19 protein-coding genes and 1 pseudogene are annotated in these 19,780 nt (G+C 32.7%); 6 read left to right on the forward strand and 14 right to left on the reverse strand.

The genetic code is table 11. From position 1 onward, the window contains the following. Position 1: 1 nt before the first annotated feature. Positions 2 to 196 (forward strand): hypothetical protein, encoded by a 195-nt coding sequence (locus ACI9TV_RS03675; RefSeq protein WP_415249405.1) that lies wholly within the window; start codon positions 2 to 4, stop codon positions 194 to 196. 20 nt (positions 197 to 216) lie between these two features. Here the strand turns inward: ACI9TV_RS03675 and ACI9TV_RS03680 are convergent, their stop codons facing one another. The 3 genes from ACI9TV_RS03680 to ACI9TV_RS03690 form a co-directional block, all read right to left on the reverse strand. Then, positions 217 to 1,923: a GMC family oxidoreductase gene (locus ACI9TV_RS03680; RefSeq protein ID WP_415249406.1), complete on the reverse strand. Its 1,707-nt coding sequence runs from the start codon at positions 1,921 to 1,923 to the stop codon at positions 217 to 219. Then, the gene (locus tag ACI9TV_RS03685; protein WP_415249407.1) at positions 1,872 to 2,300 is read right to left on the reverse strand and encodes a gluconate 2-dehydrogenase subunit 3 family protein; all 429 of its coding nucleotides are present in this window, start codon (positions 2,298 to 2,300) and stop codon (positions 1,872 to 1,874) included. Before ACI9TV_RS03685 ends, ACI9TV_RS03680 begins: the two co-directional genes overlap by 52 nt. Positions 2,301 to 2,368: 68 nt before the next feature. Further along, entirely contained in the window at positions 2,369 to 2,560 is a 192-nt protein-coding gene (locus ACI9TV_RS03690; RefSeq protein ID WP_415249408.1) for a hypothetical protein, read from the reverse strand. 158 nt (positions 2,561 to 2,718) lie between these two features. Here ACI9TV_RS03690 and ACI9TV_RS03695 point away from each other — a divergent pair, with 158 nt between their 5' ends. Beyond that, the gene (locus ACI9TV_RS03695) at positions 2,719 to 4,662 is read left to right on the forward strand and encodes a GGDEF domain-containing protein (protein WP_415249409.1); all 1,944 of its coding nucleotides are present in this window, start codon (positions 2,719 to 2,721) and stop codon (positions 4,660 to 4,662) included. Between the two features lie 38 nt (positions 4,663 to 4,700). Here the strand turns inward: ACI9TV_RS03695 and ACI9TV_RS03700 are convergent, their stop codons facing one another. Further along, positions 4,701 to 4,997 (reverse strand): hypothetical protein, encoded by a 297-nt coding sequence (locus ACI9TV_RS03700; protein WP_415249410.1) that lies wholly within the window; start codon positions 4,995 to 4,997, stop codon positions 4,701 to 4,703. A 117-nt stretch (positions 4,998 to 5,114) separates the two neighbouring features. Here ACI9TV_RS03700 and ACI9TV_RS03705 point away from each other — a divergent pair, with 117 nt between their 5' ends. The 3 genes from ACI9TV_RS03705 (at position 5,115) to ACI9TV_RS03715 (ending at position 8,654) form a co-directional block, all read left to right on the forward strand. Further along, complete coding sequence (locus tag ACI9TV_RS03705) at positions 5,115 to 6,494, forward strand: protein-disulfide reductase DsbD family protein (RefSeq protein ID WP_415249411.1); 1,380 nt, start codon at positions 5,115 to 5,117, stop codon at positions 6,492 to 6,494. 89 nt (positions 6,495 to 6,583) lie between these two features. Then, on the forward strand, positions 6,584 to 6,913 hold the full coding sequence (locus ACI9TV_RS03710; protein WP_415249412.1) for a hypothetical protein: 330 nt from the start codon (positions 6,584 to 6,586) through the stop codon (positions 6,911 to 6,913). A gap of 115 nt (positions 6,914 to 7,028) precedes the next feature. Next, positions 7,029 to 8,654: an HD domain-containing phosphohydrolase gene (locus ACI9TV_RS03715; RefSeq protein ID WP_415249413.1), complete on the forward strand. Its 1,626-nt coding sequence runs from the start codon at positions 7,029 to 7,031 to the stop codon at positions 8,652 to 8,654. Positions 8,655 to 8,688: 34 nt separating this feature from the next. Here the strand turns inward: ACI9TV_RS03715 and ACI9TV_RS03720 are convergent, their stop codons facing one another. The 10 genes from ACI9TV_RS03720 to ACI9TV_RS03765 all read right to left on the reverse strand — a co-directional run bounded on the left by ACI9TV_RS03720 (position 8,689) and on the right by ACI9TV_RS03765 (position 19,412). After that, the gene (locus tag ACI9TV_RS03720) at positions 8,689 to 9,435 is read right to left on the reverse strand and encodes a metal ABC transporter permease (RefSeq protein WP_415249414.1); all 747 of its coding nucleotides are present in this window, start codon (positions 9,433 to 9,435) and stop codon (positions 8,689 to 8,691) included. Next, complete coding sequence (locus tag ACI9TV_RS03725; RefSeq protein WP_415249415.1) at positions 9,432 to 10,307, reverse strand: metal ABC transporter substrate-binding protein; 876 nt, start codon at positions 10,305 to 10,307, stop codon at positions 9,432 to 9,434. Before ACI9TV_RS03725 ends, ACI9TV_RS03720 begins: the two co-directional genes overlap by 4 nt. A gap of 14 nt (positions 10,308 to 10,321) precedes the next feature. Next, positions 10,322 to 11,770 (reverse strand): hypothetical protein, encoded by a 1,449-nt coding sequence (locus ACI9TV_RS03730; RefSeq protein WP_415249416.1) that lies wholly within the window; start codon positions 11,768 to 11,770, stop codon positions 10,322 to 10,324. A 56-nt stretch (positions 11,771 to 11,826) separates the two neighbouring features. Beyond that, positions 11,827 to 12,096, reverse strand: coding sequence for a hypothetical protein (locus ACI9TV_RS03735; RefSeq protein WP_415249417.1), 270 nt, complete (start codon positions 12,094 to 12,096; stop codon positions 11,827 to 11,829). Between the two features lie 40 nt (positions 12,097 to 12,136). Beyond that, positions 12,137 to 13,471, reverse strand: coding sequence for a hypothetical protein (locus ACI9TV_RS03740; protein ID WP_415249418.1), 1,335 nt, complete (start codon positions 13,469 to 13,471; stop codon positions 12,137 to 12,139). Positions 13,472 to 13,482: 11 nt separating this feature from the next. Then, positions 13,483 to 15,834, reverse strand: coding sequence for an EAL domain-containing protein (locus tag ACI9TV_RS03745; RefSeq protein ID WP_415249419.1), 2,352 nt, complete (start codon positions 15,832 to 15,834; stop codon positions 13,483 to 13,485). Then, positions 15,827 to 16,534, reverse strand: a complete 708-nt coding sequence (locus ACI9TV_RS03750; RefSeq protein WP_415249420.1) for a substrate-binding periplasmic protein — start codon at positions 16,532 to 16,534, stop codon at positions 15,827 to 15,829. Before ACI9TV_RS03750 ends, ACI9TV_RS03745 begins: the two co-directional genes overlap by 8 nt. Before the next feature lie 95 nt (positions 16,535 to 16,629). Beyond that, complete coding sequence (locus tag ACI9TV_RS03755) at positions 16,630 to 16,896, reverse strand: hypothetical protein (RefSeq protein ID WP_415249421.1); 267 nt, start codon at positions 16,894 to 16,896, stop codon at positions 16,630 to 16,632. 315 nt (positions 16,897 to 17,211) lie between these two features. Next, positions 17,212 to 18,966, reverse strand: coding sequence for a glutamate synthase-related protein (locus ACI9TV_RS03760; protein ID WP_415249422.1), 1,755 nt, complete (start codon positions 18,964 to 18,966; stop codon positions 17,212 to 17,214). 5 nt (positions 18,967 to 18,971) lie between these two features. Beyond that, a complete protein-coding gene (locus tag ACI9TV_RS03765) occupies positions 18,972 to 19,412 on the reverse strand; it encodes a DoxX family protein (RefSeq protein ID WP_415249423.1) in 441 nt (146 codons plus the stop codon). 135 nt (positions 19,413 to 19,547) lie between these two features. Here ACI9TV_RS03765 and ACI9TV_RS03770 point away from each other — a divergent pair. Continuing rightward, positions 19,548 to 19,721 (forward strand): annotated as a pseudogene (locus ACI9TV_RS03770) (YgaP-like transmembrane domain); the annotation flags it as partial. Positions 19,722 to 19,780 lie beyond the last annotated feature (59 nt).

Genomic DNA, 19,780 nt, shown 5'->3' on the forward strand with positions numbered 1-19,780 from the left:
TATGGGCTGGACTTGTCAACATGACCACAATGGACGGTGTAAACTTATCAAAAAACCTTGCGTACCTGGAATGAAAGGTTGTATCTTAAAATCAAGTGAGTACACCTTTAGTACAGGAAACTTTGAAGATGATAAAAAAGCCGCACAAACCAAAACGGAGCAAATTGATTTTGCTGCCTTAGCTCGGAGTAATTAAGCTATCAATATAGTAAATATTTATATTACTTTTTTTATACGGTCTGCTATTCTAAACGAATTAGCATAAATAGTCCATGTATACGGGACACTTCCTCCAGTTGGCATAAAACTCGCATCTGCAACATAAAGATTATCTAGTTCATGCGCTTTACAATTTTTATCTAGTACTGAAGTTCTGGGATCATCTCCAAATCTACACCCACCAGCCACGAGGTTTGGAGGTGGTGCCGCCGAAATATTATACGAGATTTCTTGTGCACCCATCTCTTCTAAAACGCTTACAGCTTTCTTCGCTAAATACTCGCCAACTTTCACATCTTGGGGGTGTCCCCAAAGATTTATAACACCAAGTGGCATACCAAATTTATCTTTAGCCTTTTCATCAACACTTACAAAACACTCATCAGTTGGAAGCCAATCATTAAAGACTTCAAATGTTAAAACTTTTGAAGTTGTGAGCTGTTTATGTATTCTTTTTTGAAGTTCCGCACCCCAAATAAGTTTCCCCTCATCATTATAAAACTCTCGACTTGCACGTGAGATGACATTTGCATGTTCAAACAAAAAGTCTATTGTTCCACCTTTATATACTTTAGCATCTTTCTCGTAAGCGTACCAATCTTGTAAACTTCTGTTAAAAAACAAACCTACTTGCATAAGCTCTTTTTGTTGCACCTCATTGAGGTCTTCAAAACGAAATCTACCCTGTCCGCTTCCACCAGCTGAAAAGATGAGATTCTTTCCTACTTCACCGTTATTATTCGCCATACCCTTTGGGAAAAATTCATTTTTTGAGTTTAAAAGTAAGCGTGAACTTTCTATTGCTTGGGCTGAAAGCACAAAGATTTTTGCAGTAATCTCATGTGAGTTTAAATCTTTATCGTAGTAATGTACTTTAGTAATTTTTTTTGCATCACTCTCTAGTTTATACACAAAGGCTTCTGTAATTATCTCTACCTTACACTTTTGTAAAAGTGCCGCTCTTGCACTTCCTTTTGCCCCTGTTGCACATGCAAAACTACCACAAAAATTACTATAAGAACAAGTGTTTCTCTCCAGTGCATTACGGGATAAAACTGCACGTGGTGTAGGAATAGATTCATATTTTAAATTTTCACAAGCTTTATCAAACCATCCAGTCACACTATTTTCTTCAAGCTTAGGATAAGGGAATTTTTTTGTAGAACGAGGTTCTAAAAACTTATGTTGTACTACTTCACCGGAAACCCCAACCACTCTTTCAACTTTTTCATAATAAGGTTCTAATTCTTCATAATCTATGCACCAGTCAACTACATTTGCACCTTTTACTTCACCAAAAACTGACTTTAGTTTAAAGTCGTTTGGCTTCATACGGTGAAAGTATCCACTCATAAGATTAGATGAACCACCAACCATGGAACCATTCCAAAAATTCCAAGAGTATTCGTAACCGTCATAACGGGTAATACTTCCATCTTCATTACGGTCGTTAATTATATGGCGTTGCTCTTTTAAATCAGGGGTATACATATCCCGACGAGAGACTCCAAGTTCATCTTTTGAGACATCCTCTTCTGTAAGGTTTTTTCCCTTTTCTAAAACTACAACTTTATATCCAGCATTTGAAAGTTCATACGCAATCGGTGAACCACCTGCCCCACTTCCCACTATACATACATCATAATCGTGCTTCATAAGTATCTCTCTTTTGGACGAGGTAATCCACTTGTATGATTCAGCCATTTCCAGCCTGATTTATTTTTATTTATCCCATAAATAGGATCACCCAAGGTAGCTTCTAAGATGTAAGAAAGAACTGTTTTTATCCAACTCTCTCCCCACGATTCTTGTGCAATTGCCTCAAGTACATTTTGACGTTCTTTAGCTAAGAGTTTTGTATACACTTTCTTATACTTCAGTACCGCCTCTTCGTTGAGCCATTTCGTACCATTACGTAAGAAGTGTTTATCTTCCTCGGTTACTCGAGAGTGTTTAAATACAAGACTTATATATGAGTAGGCATTTGAGGAAGTAATCATCTCTTTAGGAAATAAATCTTCTTGAACAATAGCTAAAGTTTGCATTGGTGTTACGCTAGCAAAAAGCTCGTTATTTGACATAACCATAACCAAGCCACTAAGAAAGGTAGTTTTAAAAAAGTTTCTTCGAGATTTCAAAATCATCTAGACTATACGCCAAATAATGAAGAAAAAAATGATTCTTTTTTCTTAGGCTCATACTCAGATGTTCGCTCATCTATAAAATCTGGATCACCTTTTTCAAACTCTGACTGAGAGACACCTGTTATATGTTTTTTAGGTTTCTCTTCTTTTACAAATCCATTGCTTTTGCCACCAACGCCTCCATGAGGAATACACATAATGTCTCCTTTATCCTTAATTTTTTATATTCTAAGTATATCGAAGTTGTGTGTATGGTTTGTGTACAGTAAAAATGGAGCTTTAGCTTGATACATTCCAATCGAGTTACTAAGTACTCTTGTAAAAATTTATATTACTTGTGATAAAATAGTCTAATATGAATATACAAATAAAATTACTTTTAATACTCCTTTTTTTAGGTATTAATACTGTCAACTACCTTATTATCGAAGTAAACACTCAAGATAAAATAGACATGGTTTTTAAAGAAAATTTGAAATCACTTACTACACATTATAAAATTCTGCTTGAAACACAAAAAATAACAGCATCTACTGTTCATCAATCAACAGTACAAATACCTAGAGTACTTGAAATACTTTCCCAAGCTAATAATGCTACAAAAGAAAAAAAAGATGAACTTAGAAAAGAGTTCCACACATTACTAGATAAAAAATATCAAATTATCAAACAAAAAGGTGTCCTGCAGTATCAATTTTTATTACCAACAAATGAATCATTTTATCGAGCACATAAACCAAGTAAGTTTGGCGATAATTTAACAGATGTAAGAACAGATTTCAAATACACAAATGCGACAAAAATGCCAACGAGAGGACTAGTGCAAGGAAGAGTAGCGCATGGGTTTAGAAATACATTTCCACTCTTTGATTCCAAGGGAATTCATATAGGGGCTATGGAAGTATCTTTTGCAAGTGATAGTATTCAATGGTATTTAAATAACATTAGTAACATACACTCTCATTTTTTGGTTAAAAAAAGTATCTTCGATAGTAAGGCTTGGGTAAGAGATGATTTAGTTTTAAAATATCATCAGTCTAGTGAAAATGATGAGTATATGATTACTCTTAACAATATGCATAGCATGGAAATATGTATTATAGATAATAAAAGCAAATTACAACTTTACAAAAAAGAGATAAACTCAAATATACTTCTAGGAAAACAATTTGGTATATATGTAGAACATAGCAAAGATAATCCTCACATCCAAGTCATATCTTTTTTACCTATAAAAAATATAGAAGATAAAACTCTTGCATGGATTGTTTCGTATGAAGAAAGTCCTCTTATTAAGTCTACTTTATTTAATGATTTAATTTTAAAAATCATAGGCCTACTCATTTCTTTACTCATAATATACTTTATTATTAAACAAAGTCATTCAAAAGAGATGTTAAAAGAAAAAAATAAGGATATAAATCAAAAGCATAAATTTTTACATGAAGTGCTAAATTTAACGGACGATATTATGTTTATTACCGATTTTAAAGATGTAAAGTTTTCAAATGATAAATTTAAAGAAGTTTTGAAAATAGTAAATTCTCAAGAGATAAATAAAGCAACCTCTCACAATGTATTGGATATTTTTCAAAATGTAGATGGATATTTACATCAAGGTCTCTTGGGCGAAGATGAATTGTTTATATCTTTATTAATGAGAACTACAGATGAAAATAAAATAGTGACCATTATAGATGAGAATTTTGAAGCTAAAGCATTTAAAATAAATGTTACTAAAACACAAGACAAGCAAAACTGTCTTGTAACTTTATCTGATATAACAAAGATGAGAGAGTTACAAATAATTGCTGAGAAGAAAGCATATATTGATGGACTTACAAATGTATATAATCGAAGTAAATTTGATGAAATATTTGAAAAAGAAATTTTATGTACGAAACGATATAAGTCTCCTCTCTCTATTGCCATTTTGGATGTAGATAGATTCAAAGAATTTAATGATACATATGGACATCTTATAGGAGATGAAGTTTTGATTGTATTAGCTCAAACAGTCAATACGCATGTAAGAGAAACAGATACTTTTGCACGATGGGGAGGAGAAGAGTTTGTAATTCTATTTAAAAGCACATTATCTTTAGATGCTAAAGTAGTGGCCAAAAAGCTCAAAGACAGGATTGAAGAAAATATACACCCGGAAGCTGGAAAAATAACTGCAAGTTTTGGAGTGACACAATATCAAGAAGGAGATACATTAAAAAGTATTTTCAACAGATGTGATAAAGCACTTTACATTGCTAAAAAGAATGGTAGAAATAGAGTAGAGGTATTATAAAAGCAACAACTAGAGACTATAAAAGTCTCTAAGTTAAATCAACCACACTTCCCAGCGCCACATTTCTCAGCAGACTTAGGAGCTTTCTTATCTCCGCCACATTTTGCAGCAGCTTTATCTGTGCCACATTTCGCAGCTTTTTTATCTGTACCACATTTTGCAGCAGCTTTATCTGTGCCACATTTCGCAGCTTTTTTAGTAGCACCACACTTTGCAGCTTTTTCGCTACCACATTTTGTAGCTTCACCACCACATTTTGCGCTGAGAGTAGTTGTACCCATAGCCATTAATAATCCAGCACCCAGTAAGAGAGCGCCTAAGTTAAACTTCTTCATTTTATATCCTTTTATCTTTTAAGTATAGGAAGTATATTCATTAAGTGTGTAGTCTTTGTGTATTACTATAAATAATCCATACACAAACTATACACAAGATTACTCTATACTACTTAGATGAAAATACAAAACATAAAACTCATATTTTTACCCTTAAGCGTATTGCTTCTCACAAGCACACTACTAGCGTCTAATGACAACACTCTAACTCAAAGTATCCTTAGTACTTTAGCTGGAGCTTTTTTCTCCGGAGTTTTACTTACATTTACTCCTTGTGTACTCCCTATGATGCCCATAGTATCTAGTATTATTGCAGGACAAGGCAAAGACATCTCTAAAAGTAAAGCCGTCTCTTTATCTCTTTCTTATGTTTTAGGAACAGCCGTCTCTTATGCAGTTATGGGCGCATTAGCTGGAGCTACGGGAGAACAACTTCAGTCTTACTTTCAAAATGTCTACTTCATAGGGAGTATTAGTTTCATCTTTGTCATTATGGCCCTATCTATGTTTGGTCTCTTTAGTATTGCTCTACCGTCATTTATCCAAACACGACTTAATTCTGAATCTCAAGGTATTAAGGGTGGTTCCCTCGTAGGTGTATTTGTTTTAGGAATGATTACTGCACTTATCTTAGGGGCTTGTGTTTCACCTGTCCTTATCTCCTTTTTAAGTGTCGCTATCTCCACCGGCGATGCTATCTTAGGTGCAATAACAATGTTCTCTCTGGCTCTTGGTATGGGTGTTCCTCTAGTTCTCATCGGATTTGGAGCTGGACACCTTCTTCCTCGTGCCGGAGAATGGATGGACAAGATTAAGTATATATTTGGAGTTTTACTTTTAGGTGTAGCTATTTATATTTTCAATACTTTGGATATCCTACCTATACTTATTGTGTGGGGTGCATTTTTTGTTGGAATAAGTATCTACCTGGGTGCTACGCAATCCTTAAGTCACGAAGCTAGTGGATGGGATAAACTCATCAAGTCTTCTGCTACACTATTACTTATTTGGGGTGTATTTCTTCTTATTGGTGGGGCGTATGGAGGAAAAGATATGTTGCAACCATTAGCTAAGCTCTCATTGAGTCAATCACAGACTAATAAAAATCCAGATGCTAAACCAAGCTTTATCTTCGAAACAGTACAAAGCCTTGATGAACTAACTCTCAAACAAGAAGAAGCAAGAGAAGAAGATAAACTACTTGTCATCTATTTTTATACAGATACATGTCCTGTATGTAAAAAACTCAAGGCTACTACACTTATCGATCCAGATGTTGTGGCAGAGTTAGAAGAAAACTATATTACGTTAAAAGTAAACATGAGCTCAAAGGGAGATATACAAAGTCAAGAGATAAAAGAAATGTTCAATATCTTCGGTCCTCCAGCCTTCGTCTTTTTTGATAAAGATGGGGAAGAAAGTAAAACATCTTATGGATACCAAGACCAAGAGGAATTTCTTGATACTCTAGAGTTAGTTGGAGAAGATGATGAGTAATTTATTTATGCAGTAGACATTGTAATAAGATACTTTTAATGCAAGTAGTTATAAAATAGTTCTAGGCTATTGCCGTATTAAGGAGATAAATGGACACATCAAAAAAATTGTTAAGACTATGCGGGTATACACAAAATTCTAGTTCGCTTCATAGAGTAGAACAGATAAAGAAAAACTACTCTGAGTTTTCTAATATTGTAACAGCATTACTTGATCTTGAATCATACTTGCAACATAGTGATTTCTATATATCTTTAAAAGATGATTATGATTTAATAGAGATTAGAAATGATTTATATAATGAAGATGAGTTACTTATGTTAGATGGAGATATTGTTGTTTGGGCGAATCAACACAATATTGAATTTTTAGAGAATACTGATAATATATCTATTTTAGGGTTCAAACATAATGAATAGGAAGCTAATACTTTAATTAAAATAAACAGTAAATAATTGATAACTAACATTAAATATAACGATGGATATCATAAGCTTATGATATAATGACGTATAAAGGATGATATTTATGGTTATGCTACAGCAATTAAAATTAGCTTATGAATATGTAGATAATCCTGTATGTATTACAGATAGTGAAAATATCATTCTCTTTATAAATGAATCTTTTTTAGAAACCGAAAACGAGAAGCCTGATATCATTGGTAGAAGTTCTCTTGAAATAAAGAATTTGTATAAATATATAGCTTCTCCAATCTCCCAAAACAAACATATTTCACTTTATCTCTATATACAAAATTTAAATGAAGCTAATAATATTTCTGATTATAAAAGTTTGTTTGAGAATACACCTTTACCTTATCAAAGTCTTGATAAAAATGGGATAATAAAAAATGTTAATAAAGAATGGCTTGAAAGGTTTAAATATAAAAAAGAAGATGTAATAGGGAAAAATATAGCAAGCTTTTTAACCCAAGCATCACAAACTGTGTTATCAGAAAAATTTTGTACATTTGTATCAAATGGTAGAGTAGATGATGCTGATTTTGATATGCTTTCTCAAGATGATACTATCATTCCGATACGAGTTCATGGTAGTATCCAATACAATGAGTTACATCAACCAGAATACACACATTGCATATTGGAAGATATAAGTAATGAGCAAAAGTATAAACAACAATTTTTAAAAAGTTATGAAGAAACAATTTATTCTTTTATTAATATAAATGAGCAAAAAGATGGTTACACAGCTGGACATTCACAGAGAGTAGCTTTTTACTCAAGTAAAATCGCTGAGAATATGGGTATGGATATGAATACTATCAATCTTGTATATAAATCAGGAATGTTACATGACATTGGTAAGATTATTGTTCCTGAATCTATTTTACTTAAACCTGGAAGCTTTAATGAATTAGAATTAAAACTAATGAGAGAGCATCCACAATCTGGTTATGATATTTTACAACCAATTTCTATGTATGAAGAGATTGCAGAGATAATAGTACATCATCATGAGCATTATGATGGGAGTGGTTACCCTAGCGGAATCAAAGGCGATGAAATTCCTCTTATTTCACAAATATTAGCTATATCTGATACCTTTGACGCGATGACTACAAACCGAATCTATAAAGTTAGAAAATCTGTACGTCAAGCTATGGATGAACTTAAAACATTAAGTGGAACATGGTTTGAACCAACATTACTAAACAAAGCAATAGAGTTTTTAGAAAGTTTACCAGAAGTTAAACAGGTAAATCAGCTCCCTAAAACAGACATTGAAAAACAAAGGTTTTCATATTTTTTTAAAGATAGATTAACAAATGTATATAATGGCGACTACTTAAATATACATTTACAAGAAAATAATATAACCCAAACATATCAGTGTTTTAATTTTATTAAAATACATAATATGGGTCAATATAATACTGATAAAGGTTGGGATAAAGGCAATCAGTTACTTAAAGATTTTAGTGAAAAATTACTAGAATTAACTAGTATTGAAAATATATATCGAGTATATGGCGATGACTTTATTATCTTAAATCCTGAGCACTTAGATATAGATGTAGACACAATAAATAATTGGAATATCATTAAAGACACCTGTCTTAGTATTGAATTAAAGCATTACGATTTAAAGAATGTTGAAATTGATTCTTGGCAAGAATTAGAAATGAGTATAGAATAAAGCTGATACTATTACAATACCACCTTACTCTATACTACTTTTCACTTTTTTTAGATTTTGCTAGCACTATTATTGCGCTCAATAATGCCCCTAGAAAAACGATTGTGTAGCCTGTTGGTAAATCATAATAATATGAGATAACAATAGCCGTAATACTAAAAAACCATCCAAAGATAAAACTACTTAAAAGTTTGTTCTTGTAATCTAAAGAGAGTGCTACCATTGCCGGAGCAATCAACAGTACAAAAACTACTAACACACCGGCAAGTGCGACTGAAGATGTTACAGTTACTGCCAACAAAGAGAAAAATAAAAACTCTTTAAAAAATCCACTTGTCTTTGGATACACCTTCCATAACACAAGTGCAATCACTGCATAAATAACAGAACTACTAATAACATCTTCTAAAGGTGTAAACAAAATATCGCTCGCTAGAAGTGATTTAAAATGCTCCATTCCCTCTGCAGAATGGGAAAGCACCATCATAATCCCACTCGCTCCTAGTACATATAAAAGACCTATGAAAGCTTCAAGCTTTAAAGTTCTTTGAGATGCATAGGCAATTAAAAAAGCACTAAAAAGTGCAAAGGAAAGTGTTAAAATATAAAAATATTCTTCATGAAAGTATCCAAGACTCACAGAAGAACCAAGTGCTGCAAACTGAGCGATAGCTAAGTCTGTAAAAATGATTCCCTTTTGTAATATCCTAGCCCCAAACCATGCATGCATCATAACTAAGACTATAACAAGGGCGATAGGGACAAGAAGAATATCTATCATTTTATTGCACTTGTTAAATGATCAAAAAGTGAGACCAAGTCTTCTACGTTATCTAATGCACCAATATCGTGAGGCATAATAACCAATGCTATACCTGTTTTTGAGACAATAAACTCTGCTGTTTTTGTAGAGTGATACACATCATGCAAAATACAACAAGGTTTTTTCTCTTTAATAAGTTTAATAAGGTTTATAGTGTGTCGAGAACTTGGTGGAATTCCAGGAAGAGGTTCAATAGTAGCTATACTTTCAAGTCCATAAGCTTGATTGAAATACGCTAAATTATCATGAAATTGTATAACCTTTGAACCCTTCTTATCTTTCATTTTAGCTTTCCATATATCTATGTTTTTAACCCACATTGAATAAAATTCTACATAGTTTTTTTCATATATAACTTTATGCTCACTGTCCATAGAAGTAAGAAAGATTTTTATAGTGTATGCTAGACGTAAAATATTTTTAGGATCAAGATGAAAATGAGGATTTCCATCAGGATGTACATCTCCAAGAGAACGATCAACACTATGTGGTTTATGAAGCATATGTACATAATGAGAAAGATTTAAAAAACTTTTCGCTCCCACTTGCGTTTTAGGATTTGAAGCACGATTAAGTAAAGGTGGTAACCAACCAATCTCAAGTTGTCCTCCATTCATAATCAAAGCATCCGCATTTCTTACCTTTGCTATAAGCGAAGGACGAGGAACCACAAAATGTGGATCCCAATTTCCTTTTGCTAAAACTACTGTATTAATATGTTCGCCACCTATACTCTTAGTTAAAGCTCCAATATATGGATAACTTACAGCAATATTTAAATGTGCAAACAATGTTAGCGGTAAAAAAGCTAGTAGTAAAAATCTATTCATTCATTCGTCCTTGATTAAAAAGAATGCGCTCCGTGAGCACCGATCGCTAAATTTACTTGAAGTATAAGCGAGTTAATATCTTGCTTTCTACCATCTTCATCAAAAAGCGCACTATTATGATTATACTGTAATCTAAAACGTGCAAATTCACTTGTACTGTATTCTAACATACCAGAGTATTTATATAAATCTGTAGATTTGTTTAGATTATTCCCATTTGCAAATACATCATTTTTAAATATTGAATCGTATCGCACACCCATCTTCCAAGTTTTATTTGGAGCATATACAAGTTGAGAATAAAGTCCAGCTTGTTTCTTAGCTAAGTTTGGACTTGAGGCAACATCGCCTGAACTGTCAAAATTATATTGTACACCATCCATATCTCTATATAAAACTTCACTTTGCCAAGTTATATAGCTGTACGAGTCAAAATAATTTTTTATTACTAAGTCCATTCCATATAATGAGCTATCTCCTGCAAATGCATGTGGACCTTCTTCATCATCACTATGGTCTATTCTTGAGCTTCCTCTTGCATATGAAAGGCCGGCAAGCACTGATGTGTCTTCAATATCAAAAGATGTTTTTACGTACCCTATAAATAAAGAGGGAGCAGTTTCGGAACCCGCTGTTGGGTTTTCTGCATCTCCAATACTTGCATTTCCAAACATCTGTTCATTTTCACCTTGAAGCACTTCAGCTCCAAACATTAAATATGTTTCTGTAGGAGCAGTCCACTGTATTTGTAAACCATTTTCATTGATACCGTGCATTCCTAAAAATGATTCATACACTAAAGGCATATCGGCAAAGCTCCAATAATGATGATGTTGCTCATTTAAATAACCAAAGTTTGAATTAAACTTACCACCTTTAACTCGTGTACCGTATCCAAGTGCAGGAGTTGTAAAATACAATTCTTCTATCTCTACAGAACCTTCAGAAAAATGAAAAATCGCATCTAACTTTAGACTTGGATCAACTGACTTTGATAAACCAAGCTCAGCATAATTAAGATTAAAACCTCTTTTTGCATTATATGGTGCATGTGTATTTCCATCATGTCCATGTGAACCCATAAGTCCGTGTGCCACACCTGGTACTTCTAAGTGAGGTAAAGCATCATCTCTTGTATCTCTACTTACATAAGACATATCTGCTATAAGCGAGAGATCTGGCATATATGCTGCCTGAAAAAAACTTTTTTTCTTACTTATAGTAAAGGGTGCTTGCTTTTCTTGCGCTAATTCTTTTTTAATAATTGTAGGAGTTTTATCCCCTGCTACTTGAATCTGTGTTTGCTTTTGATAGCTATCTTTTTGCTCTAATTTTTCAATTTTTTGTAATAATTTTTCCATCGCTAATTGCTGAGTTTCCATTTGTTTTTTTAGCTGATCCATATCTGCATCTGCTAAAAGTAATGAAGAAGCAACTAATGATAAACTTAATAGTTTTTTCATAGTTTTATCCTAAATATTTTTTATTTTTGTAAAGTTTTTTGTTGTATTGTTAGTATTTAGGAAATTACTGGAGGTGCGGTAGCTTGATTCGTAGTCTTTTTTAAATGTGGGTTTTGAATTTGATTTTTTAAAGTAATAATATCGAATGATACATATATTTCATAGGAAACAATATCTATAATATCAGCCGAAACTAAATGATTATCAACTATACATACTTCACACGTTGAACTATCATGTTCACCATGTATATGTTCAATCTCATGTACAGCAGTAAATGTTGTAGCAATAATAAAAAGTATCGATATAAGTACTCTTAGTTTCATAAATGCAATTATACTATAATTTAGATTACATACTCTGGGTTTAAAATCTATATGTAATCAACAAGTCAGCATCAAGTAACTTGACTTGTTCTCCTGCGTAAGAGTATTCACTTGTTTTATAGATAAATCCACCTAGTATATTTAACTCTCTAAAGGGATTATATGAAAGTAATATAGCAGATTCAAAAGCATCATATTCAGGTTCTTTTAGTACTTCAACAGGTCTTGCTGGGGCAAATGTACCTAAAGTTGTTGATTTTGAATAACTTGCATGACTTGTAATTAGTTTGAGGTTACTCACAAGGTCATAGTTAAAACCTATTTTATAAGCATCTACATTTGCACGGTATGCATTTTTGGAAAAGAATGATGAAGTATACGCTGGATCACCACTCCATGGGTTTAATATCTTAGCATTGCCTGAGTGATTATAAGCTATATATGCAAATGCTTTTTTATATTTTAGAGTCGCTTTTGCACCTATGAAATATGCACTCTTTGCATCCATCCATTTTAAAGCTAAATCTTTTCCAATACTATCTACACGAAGATACTGGGCAGATAAGCGATAAGGAAGAGTTCTGTCTTTTGCTTTATACGTAGCATCAACATAGAGCATGTTAATAATATCATGCGCATAAAAATCCCATACTCTTATAGTTATGTCTTCTAAAGAAGTATCTACAACACCGAGTGCGGTAATACCATTAGTCTTAGCCAAAGGGTCGGCTAAAGTCTGCTTCTCAACATCGATAAAGTCTCCTCTTATGTTAATTGCATTTTGAGTAGTTCCACCTGTTCTTGTTGCTTCACCAATAAGACCAAATTCTACAGGGGCTCTGCTACCATAAGCCATGCGTTCTATCTGAGCTATAGTTATCTTAGTATTTTTAAGCGAAGAGTTTTCATACAAAAAAGCCTCATACATATTTGGCATATATGTAAAAATAGCATTTGTTATTGGTGAATCAACTTTAAAGCGACCTAGAACTATTTTATGAATACTGTCTGTATAATGAAGATTTAGTTCTCCTAAAACTGCTTTAGGCGAATAGTTTTGTGTAAAAAAACGTCCTGCAGCCATTATTGTATTTATGTCATATTTGTTGTTAAGCCCTGTTCCTCTTGTATAGTAAAGAGCTGTAGTCGCTCCAAAACCTGAAAGCTCAGGAGTGTAATAACGAATATGCCCTCCGATGGTACTTCCATCTATATCGTAATCTTTTACTCGACCACTTTTAACATAAGCAGGCTCAAAAACATGATAAAGACGAATCAGTCCTTCAACTTTTCCAAAGTCTGATGTATTATTATCCTTAGCATATGAGGATAAACTTAATAGTAATAAAATAAGTAGTATGTGAAGTTTTTTCATTTTCTTTACCTTTAAGTAATTCTAAATTCTTTAAATTTAGAAATATCCTCATATGCAATAGGTTCAGAAATATAATATCCTTGTAGATAATCAACATCTATGCCTTGAACAATATCTAAAATTTCTTTATGCGATACAAATTCTGCAATTGTTTTCATATTTGATATTTTTGAGAACGCAACAATTGTCTCTGCAACCAAGCCTACATTTTTATTTTTATCAATATCTTTTATAAGTGAACCGTCTATTTTAATATAATCAGCATTGAGTCTTAGTAGATACTCGAAGTTGGAGTATCCTGTACCAAAATCATCTATAGCCAGCTTACATCCTAATCCTTTAATCTTATCAATAAACTTTTTGACATTTTGAAAATCTTCTATCCCCTCAGACTCAACAAGTTCCATCACTATTTTATGACCAACACCGCTCTCTTTTACCTTCGTTAAAAAGTACTTACTGACATCTTCATTAGATATATCATCAATTGTCAGATTTATAGAAAACTCATAGTCATGATTTTTGGCTGCCCTAATCCCACTATCAATCATAATCATTGTAATCTGTGGGTAGAGTTTTACTTTTCTTGCAATATCCAAAAAGAAATATGGTGAAATTATCGATCCATCTTCATCAATCATCCTGACAAGTGCTTCAAATTTTTCAATTTTTGCTGTTTTATTATTATAAATGGGCTGATAGTAGGCAACTATTTTTTTCTCATGTAGAGCTTTTTTTAATTTTTTAGTCCAATGTAAATTTGATTCATATTCTTTTTCTATATTGAAGTTACTGTTATATACTAGGTAATTTTTATTCTCTTTTTTTGCCACCTTTAATCCAATGTCGGCATTAATGAAGAGATTAGAGCTACCAAATGATATACCCGCGGTTATTCCAATTAAAAGCTCATAAGGATCTTTATAAATAGGGGAGTCTACCAACTCGGAGATTAGTGTAGTTATATCCTTTTCAAATCTTTCTTTACTCTGATAATCAGTGCAAAAAAGTGCAAACTGATCTGCCTGAAGACGATAAATTTTTGAATACCTAGATTCACTTAGTTTTTTAAGTCTCTTAGCAACTTCCAAAATAACATAATCACCTATTTCGTGACCGTAAAAATCATTTATTTCCTTAAATGAATCAATATCAATAATCGCAAGAGCCGGCTCTTGCACTTCTTTTATATCTTTTAAAAGTTTGATTCTGTTTTCAAGCCCGGTAAGAGAGTCTGTTTGATAAGCTTTCTCTAAAGATTCTCTTTTTTCTACTAATTCTGTAATATCATACCGTGAAGCAATGTACTCACGTATATTTCCATCAACATCTAATATAGGGATAATTGTTTGAAAACAGTCAAAAGAAGTAGCATCTTTTTTTATGTTTCTTGTAGCTCCGCTCCACACTTCTTTATTGAGTAAAGTCTTCCACATATCCGCAAAAAATTCATCAGAACTATCAGGGTGTCTAAAAATATTATGAGATTTACCTATGAGTTCTTCTGCCGTATATCCGCTCACTTGGCACAAGAGCTCATTAACATACGTTATATTGCCTTCTAAGTTACCTCTTGACACATATGCACTCGCATCCATTGCTTTCTTATACTCAACTAATGTCTTCTCTAGTTTTTTTCTTTTTTCAAGTTGCCTTGTGACATTTTTAAAAGAACTATGAAGTTCTCTCTGCATAACATTTATAGAGTTTACAAGTAAATCTAGTTCATCATGTTTAGTTGTTGATACAATCTTATTTAAAACTAATGGTTTATTCTCTTGATTGATTCGTAAAGATTTTGCATAAGAAGCGATGCTTTCAAGATGTCTTGTTACTAAAATTTGGAAAAGGAAAAGGATGAAAAGTGAAACAAAAAAAGTTTTAACACCTTGTGAAAGTAAAATTACAAATATTTTCTCTTCAAGCTGTTCATAGAGTTTGTCTAAATCAGCAACAACTTTTAGTTCACCTAAATATACCTCTTTAAGATTATATTTATATATGAGTTTAAATTTTTTTTCTACTTGATATTCATCAGTAATTTTTCCATATTCATAGTATCCACTATCCCCTAAAGTTAAAGAAGTGAAGAGTATATCAGGAAGACTAACTATACCCTCAAGTTGAAGATTAATTTGTTCTTCATCAAACACCCAAATACTTTGAGATACACTCGCTGTATAACTTGATTCAACTAGTTCTAATTGCGTATGAATAGACTTTATTCCATTTTTGTAGTCCATATATAACTGTACTATTGTAATAAATAGTGTAATCAACGCACTAAAGAGTAGGGTAAATACGAGTAGTCTAAAAGATACTTTTTGATTTACAAAATAATCAAAAATAAAATTCCTAATCATTGAAACTACCAATAAATGAGTTTCTAGCTCTCTGATACGTTCCATCTTCTATCATTGACTTAAATGCTTTTTCAAACCGTGGGATAAGTTCTTGGTGCTTTTTATGTAGGTGCATATACAAAGGAAGCGAGAGTAAAGGTCTTTCTATCATATATAAATCTTTACTTTTAGATTCTTTGAGGCTAACAAGTAATCCAATTTTGCTTGAAACAATTACATCGATACGATTGTTTTCAAGCATTTTAATAAGTGTTAGATTATTTGTCGCTGCTATATAGGAGCGTGGTTTTGATTCTTGAACAAGTTTTTCTGCTATTTTCATGCCTCTTACAACACCAACATTATATTTTTTAAGTTGGGAAAAATCTTTTACATCTATTTTCTCTTTACTCAGTACCACTAAGTCAATCGAGTGGGTTGAAACAGGCACACGAATAAGGTTAGGATAGTACTCATTAATCTTCCATATTCTAGATGCTTCCCCATCGCTTATACCTTTGTTAGCATTGAGCAGCGAACGTTGATTTGGTAGTGTCTGAAAAACTAAATCAATATTTGCTCTTTTAAACCCCTCTCTCAAGACTGATTCAATAAGATACGTCTCCGGAGCATCAAAACCTGAACTAATCTTTAAAGATAATGCAGCGACATGAATAGGTAAAAAAAATAGAAATAATAATAAGAAAAGATTTTTTTTCATTTTTTCACCTTATTAATATATAAACTATAGTATATATTACCAAAGGTTAAGGTATTGTTAAAAATTATATATAACAAAAATGTGATGCTCTTTATCTAATGTTTTAGTTTCAATTCTAACCTATCATACTGTTTTTGTCTCTTAGCATCCATACGATCATGCTTGTTGTATCTTTTTTGAGCGAGGTTCTCTCTTCTATCTACACTTACATCTCTTCCTTGTGACAAGAAATCCCTTCTATCAACCGCAAGGTCTCTTTTATCTTTCGCTGTCGGCTGTAGATTAATCATTGCAGATACATTCCCTGCATGTAAAGGTAGAAATAAAGCAAACACCAGTAAAAGACAACTATATCTTTTCATTTTATATCCTTAAATAAATAACTTTCTAACAATATTATATCAATAAATTGCTACATAATAATGACATATAAAAACTAAATACAAATGTTTTTGTTTATTAAAGAGTTTATTCACGCTTTTTTTGTTAATATAAGCACCCAGTAGGTAAAGGTTCAGTTATCTCGAACTTCTTGCTAAAAGAAAGGGTCATTATGAATCTTAGTAAATACATCCCCAATATATCCTAACTTATTCATATGCCCTTTATATACACAGTTTCTTCTTTATTTTAATGTACCTTTAAACCTTTTCTTGTAAATTGCTATACTAATACACTTAGTCAACTATACTTTCTTTAAAATATCTATCTACATTCATATAGGTTTTTCCGGTATGATCTTTAAAGATGAGATTGCTCTTATCCAATTTAGAGATATGATTAATGCCCATTATAGCTAATAAGTTACGTAGTCCATATACTAGTTGTCCATGATATCTCGCTACATTTTTTGCTTTTTGTTCGGTTAAAAAAGAGGCGCGTTTTGCTTTGTTTTGTGTGGCAAGCCCCACAGGACAATCCCTACCATTAGCACCAGAACACTCCCTCGCACGAATACATCCAGCACTCATCATAAATGCTCTTGCAATCGCTACATAATCAGCCCCAATTCCAAAAAGGACTACTGCATCATCTGGTGTCAAAACTTTCTCACTTGCTATAAGTTTTACCTTCTCTCGTACTCCAACTTTTCTAAGCGTAGTGTCCGCAATATATAAAGCTTTTGCAATTATCATCCCAACTGTCATCATCATCTCAAGTGGAGCTGCTCCACTTCCACCATCTCCCCCATCTATAGTCATAAAATCTGGGTAATCATTTGAGCCTTCATCAATTTTCTTTTTGATAAGGTTTGCATACTCAGTAAAAGAGTCTTGAGAAGAGATTACTATCTTTACTCCAACTGGTTTTTGTGAAATCTTTTTTAATCTACCTATAAAAGTAAATAGCTCTTCAAGTGATGACGAAAATGGAAATTGATTTGGTGAAAACAGATCTTTGTGTGCTTCAACCCCACGGTAATATGCTACAGATTCACTTACCTTTGAGGCTAGTAATTTTCCACCTGTTTGTTTAGCACCCTGTGCCATTTTTATTTCTGTCATTTTCGCAAAACACATCGTTTTTTTGTATCTTAACTCATCGAAATTTCCTTCTTCATTTCGTACCCCATAGAGTCCACTTCCTATTTGAAATATTATGTCTGGTATATCTGAGGGAACATGTGTGGGAAAAGATTCTAAAGAAGCATTCCAATTTACTCTATAACAAACTATAGCATCAGAATCAAAGAGATAACTCTCATAATCAGGGGAATGAATAACAAGGTGTTTGTATATTCTTTGTCCTATCGCTTTATTAGAAAAAAACTTGATTATTTTGTACACGCTTTTAGCAAAAAATGTCCCTTCCTTGACGTCCATGTAGCAGTTGTCATCTTTGTTATACATATGTGTATATAAAAAATTAGAAGTTAAACTACCTTCACCTGTATTTATAGGAAATTGACCTAAATATGCACCCTTAGAAAAAGCACGTGTTCCCTCAGGGGAAATTGCTCCATCACTCATAGCACTTCGGCCAAAGACAGACTTTGTTCTAAAAGGATTTGGTGAAGTTGACCCAAAAACTACAGAGAAATCATCACTCACATCCTCTGTATTTAGAACACAATTTACATTTTTAATAGAAAGTCTTGCAGATTTTTGAGGTTGCCCAGGAGAAAAGGAAGTGTATGCAGATTTATTCTCAGCAGAGTCATATACCCACTTCACTTTATCAAAAGATTCATAGAACTTCTCATCACCAAAATACTGACGCATTGGGTCTCGAAGTAAATAAAATAAGTAACGCATTCTCCCAATAAGCGGGTAATTAATAAGGAGTTGGTCTTCTCTTTGGATAAATCTATCATAGATAAGAATAAACAAAGCCAAAAGAAAAAATACTACCATAGAAGCCTTGAGTAAAAAGGTCAATATTGCAAAATCATACGCGCCCAAATTGTCACTAAATTGAAGTAAGGCCTCCATACTGTCTAACTTTTATCGCCAAATATCAATCTATCTAAAGAAAATTTTCCTGCGCCATTTGTTAAGAAAATAAATAAGAACAACATATAGTATAAAGGTATTTCAAACCCATTTTCTCCTGCTGAAAAGCCATGAGGCAAATGCACCATGAAGATTGCTACTAACATAATAACGATCAATGGGATAGAGATAAAGCGCGTCATAAACCCGAGTGTAAGTAAAATAACACCAGCGGCTTCAGTACTTGCTGCCATGTAGGCATTTAAGGTTGGAAAGGGGATTCCCATAGTTCCAAACCAAGAGGCTACATTCTCGATACCACCCCATTTCATCATTGCTGGTTCATAAAAACCATACGCCACCGCAAATCTTGCCAAAAGTAATGATAAAGATGTTCCGTATTCACTCAAACGAGAAAATTCCATATAAGTTTGTTTGCATTTCATAATAAGCTCCTGTAGCTTTAAGTATTTAAAAATTGTACTCCTTAAGTGTGTAGTTTGTGTGTATCAATCTCAACCTTCTAAGAGTATTGTTTATGCTATACTCTTCGCACATATAGACAAGCAAGGAGATATGTAATGTTTGCTAAACATGGGTATAACGTAAAACCTTTAGATTCTTTTATAAGAATTCTTGTAGCCACTGTTATTTTGTTCTATGCTATCTATATTTCGTGTTATGCCTTAGCCATAGTAAGTGCTTTTCTTTACTATACGGGATTTAACAAATTTTGCTTTACTTATTATTTTTTAAAAGTAAATGAAAGGTTTAGTTCAAAAAACTATTATCTAACTTTTTTACCAAAACATAA

This window comes from Sulfurimonas sp. (assembly GCF_047622445.1).
Taxonomy (GTDB): Bacteria; Campylobacterota; Campylobacteria; order Campylobacterales; family Sulfurimonadaceae; genus Sulfurimonas.

Bases quoted from the DNA above. Each gene is read 5' to 3' on its own strand.
- ACI9TV_RS03745 (WP_415249419.1), bottom strand. From the start codon at position 15,834: ATGATTAGGAATTTTATTTTTGATTATTTTGTAAATCAAAAAGTATCT.
- ACI9TV_RS03735 (WP_415249417.1), bottom strand. From the start codon at position 12,096: ATGAAACTAAGAGTACTTATATCGATACTTTTTATTATTGCTACAACA.
- ACI9TV_RS03720 (WP_415249414.1), bottom strand. From the start codon at position 9,435: ATGATAGATATTCTTCTTGTCCCTATCGCCCTTGTTATAGTCTTAGTT.
- ACI9TV_RS03765 (WP_415249423.1), bottom strand. From the start codon at position 19,412: ATGAAATGCAAACAAACTTATATGGAATTTTCTCGTTTGAGTGAATAC.
- ACI9TV_RS03725 (WP_415249415.1), bottom strand. From the start codon at position 10,307: ATGAATAGATTTTTACTACTAGCTTTTTTACCGCTAACATTGTTTGCA.
- ACI9TV_RS03685 (WP_415249407.1), bottom strand. From the start codon at position 2,300: ATGTCAAATAACGAGCTTTTTGCTAGCGTAACACCAATGCAAACTTTA.
- ACI9TV_RS03730 (WP_415249416.1), bottom strand. From the start codon at position 11,770: ATGAAAAAACTATTAAGTTTATCATTAGTTGCTTCTTCATTACTTTTA.
- ACI9TV_RS03740 (WP_415249418.1), bottom strand. From the start codon at position 13,471: ATGAAAAAACTTCACATACTACTTATTTTATTACTATTAAGTTTATCC.
- ACI9TV_RS03695 (WP_415249409.1), top strand. From the start codon at position 2,719: ATGAATATACAAATAAAATTACTTTTAATACTCCTTTTTTTAGGTATT.
- ACI9TV_RS03705 (WP_415249411.1), top strand. From the start codon at position 5,115: ATGAAAATACAAAACATAAAACTCATATTTTTACCCTTAAGCGTATTG.
- ACI9TV_RS03675 (WP_415249405.1), top strand. From the start codon at position 2: ATGGGCTGGACTTGTCAACATGACCACAATGGACGGTGTAAACTTATC.
- ACI9TV_RS03680 (WP_415249406.1), bottom strand. From the start codon at position 1,923: ATGGCTGAATCATACAAGTGGATTACCTCGTCCAAAAGAGAGATACTT.
- ACI9TV_RS03760 (WP_415249422.1), bottom strand. From the start codon at position 18,966: ATGGAGGCCTTACTTCAATTTAGTGACAATTTGGGCGCGTATGATTTT.
- ACI9TV_RS03750 (WP_415249420.1), bottom strand. From the start codon at position 16,534: ATGAAAAAAAATCTTTTCTTATTATTATTTCTATTTTTTTTACCTATT.
- ACI9TV_RS03690 (WP_415249408.1), bottom strand. From the start codon at position 2,560: ATGTGTATTCCTCATGGAGGCGTTGGTGGCAAAAGCAATGGATTTGTA.
- ACI9TV_RS03710 (WP_415249412.1), top strand. From the start codon at position 6,584: ATGGACACATCAAAAAAATTGTTAAGACTATGCGGGTATACACAAAAT.
- ACI9TV_RS03755 (WP_415249421.1), bottom strand. From the start codon at position 16,896: ATGAAAAGATATAGTTGTCTTTTACTGGTGTTTGCTTTATTTCTACCT.
- ACI9TV_RS03700 (WP_415249410.1), bottom strand. From the start codon at position 4,997: ATGAAGAAGTTTAACTTAGGCGCTCTCTTACTGGGTGCTGGATTATTA.
- ACI9TV_RS03715 (WP_415249413.1), top strand. From the start codon at position 7,029: ATGCTACAGCAATTAAAATTAGCTTATGAATATGTAGATAATCCTGTA.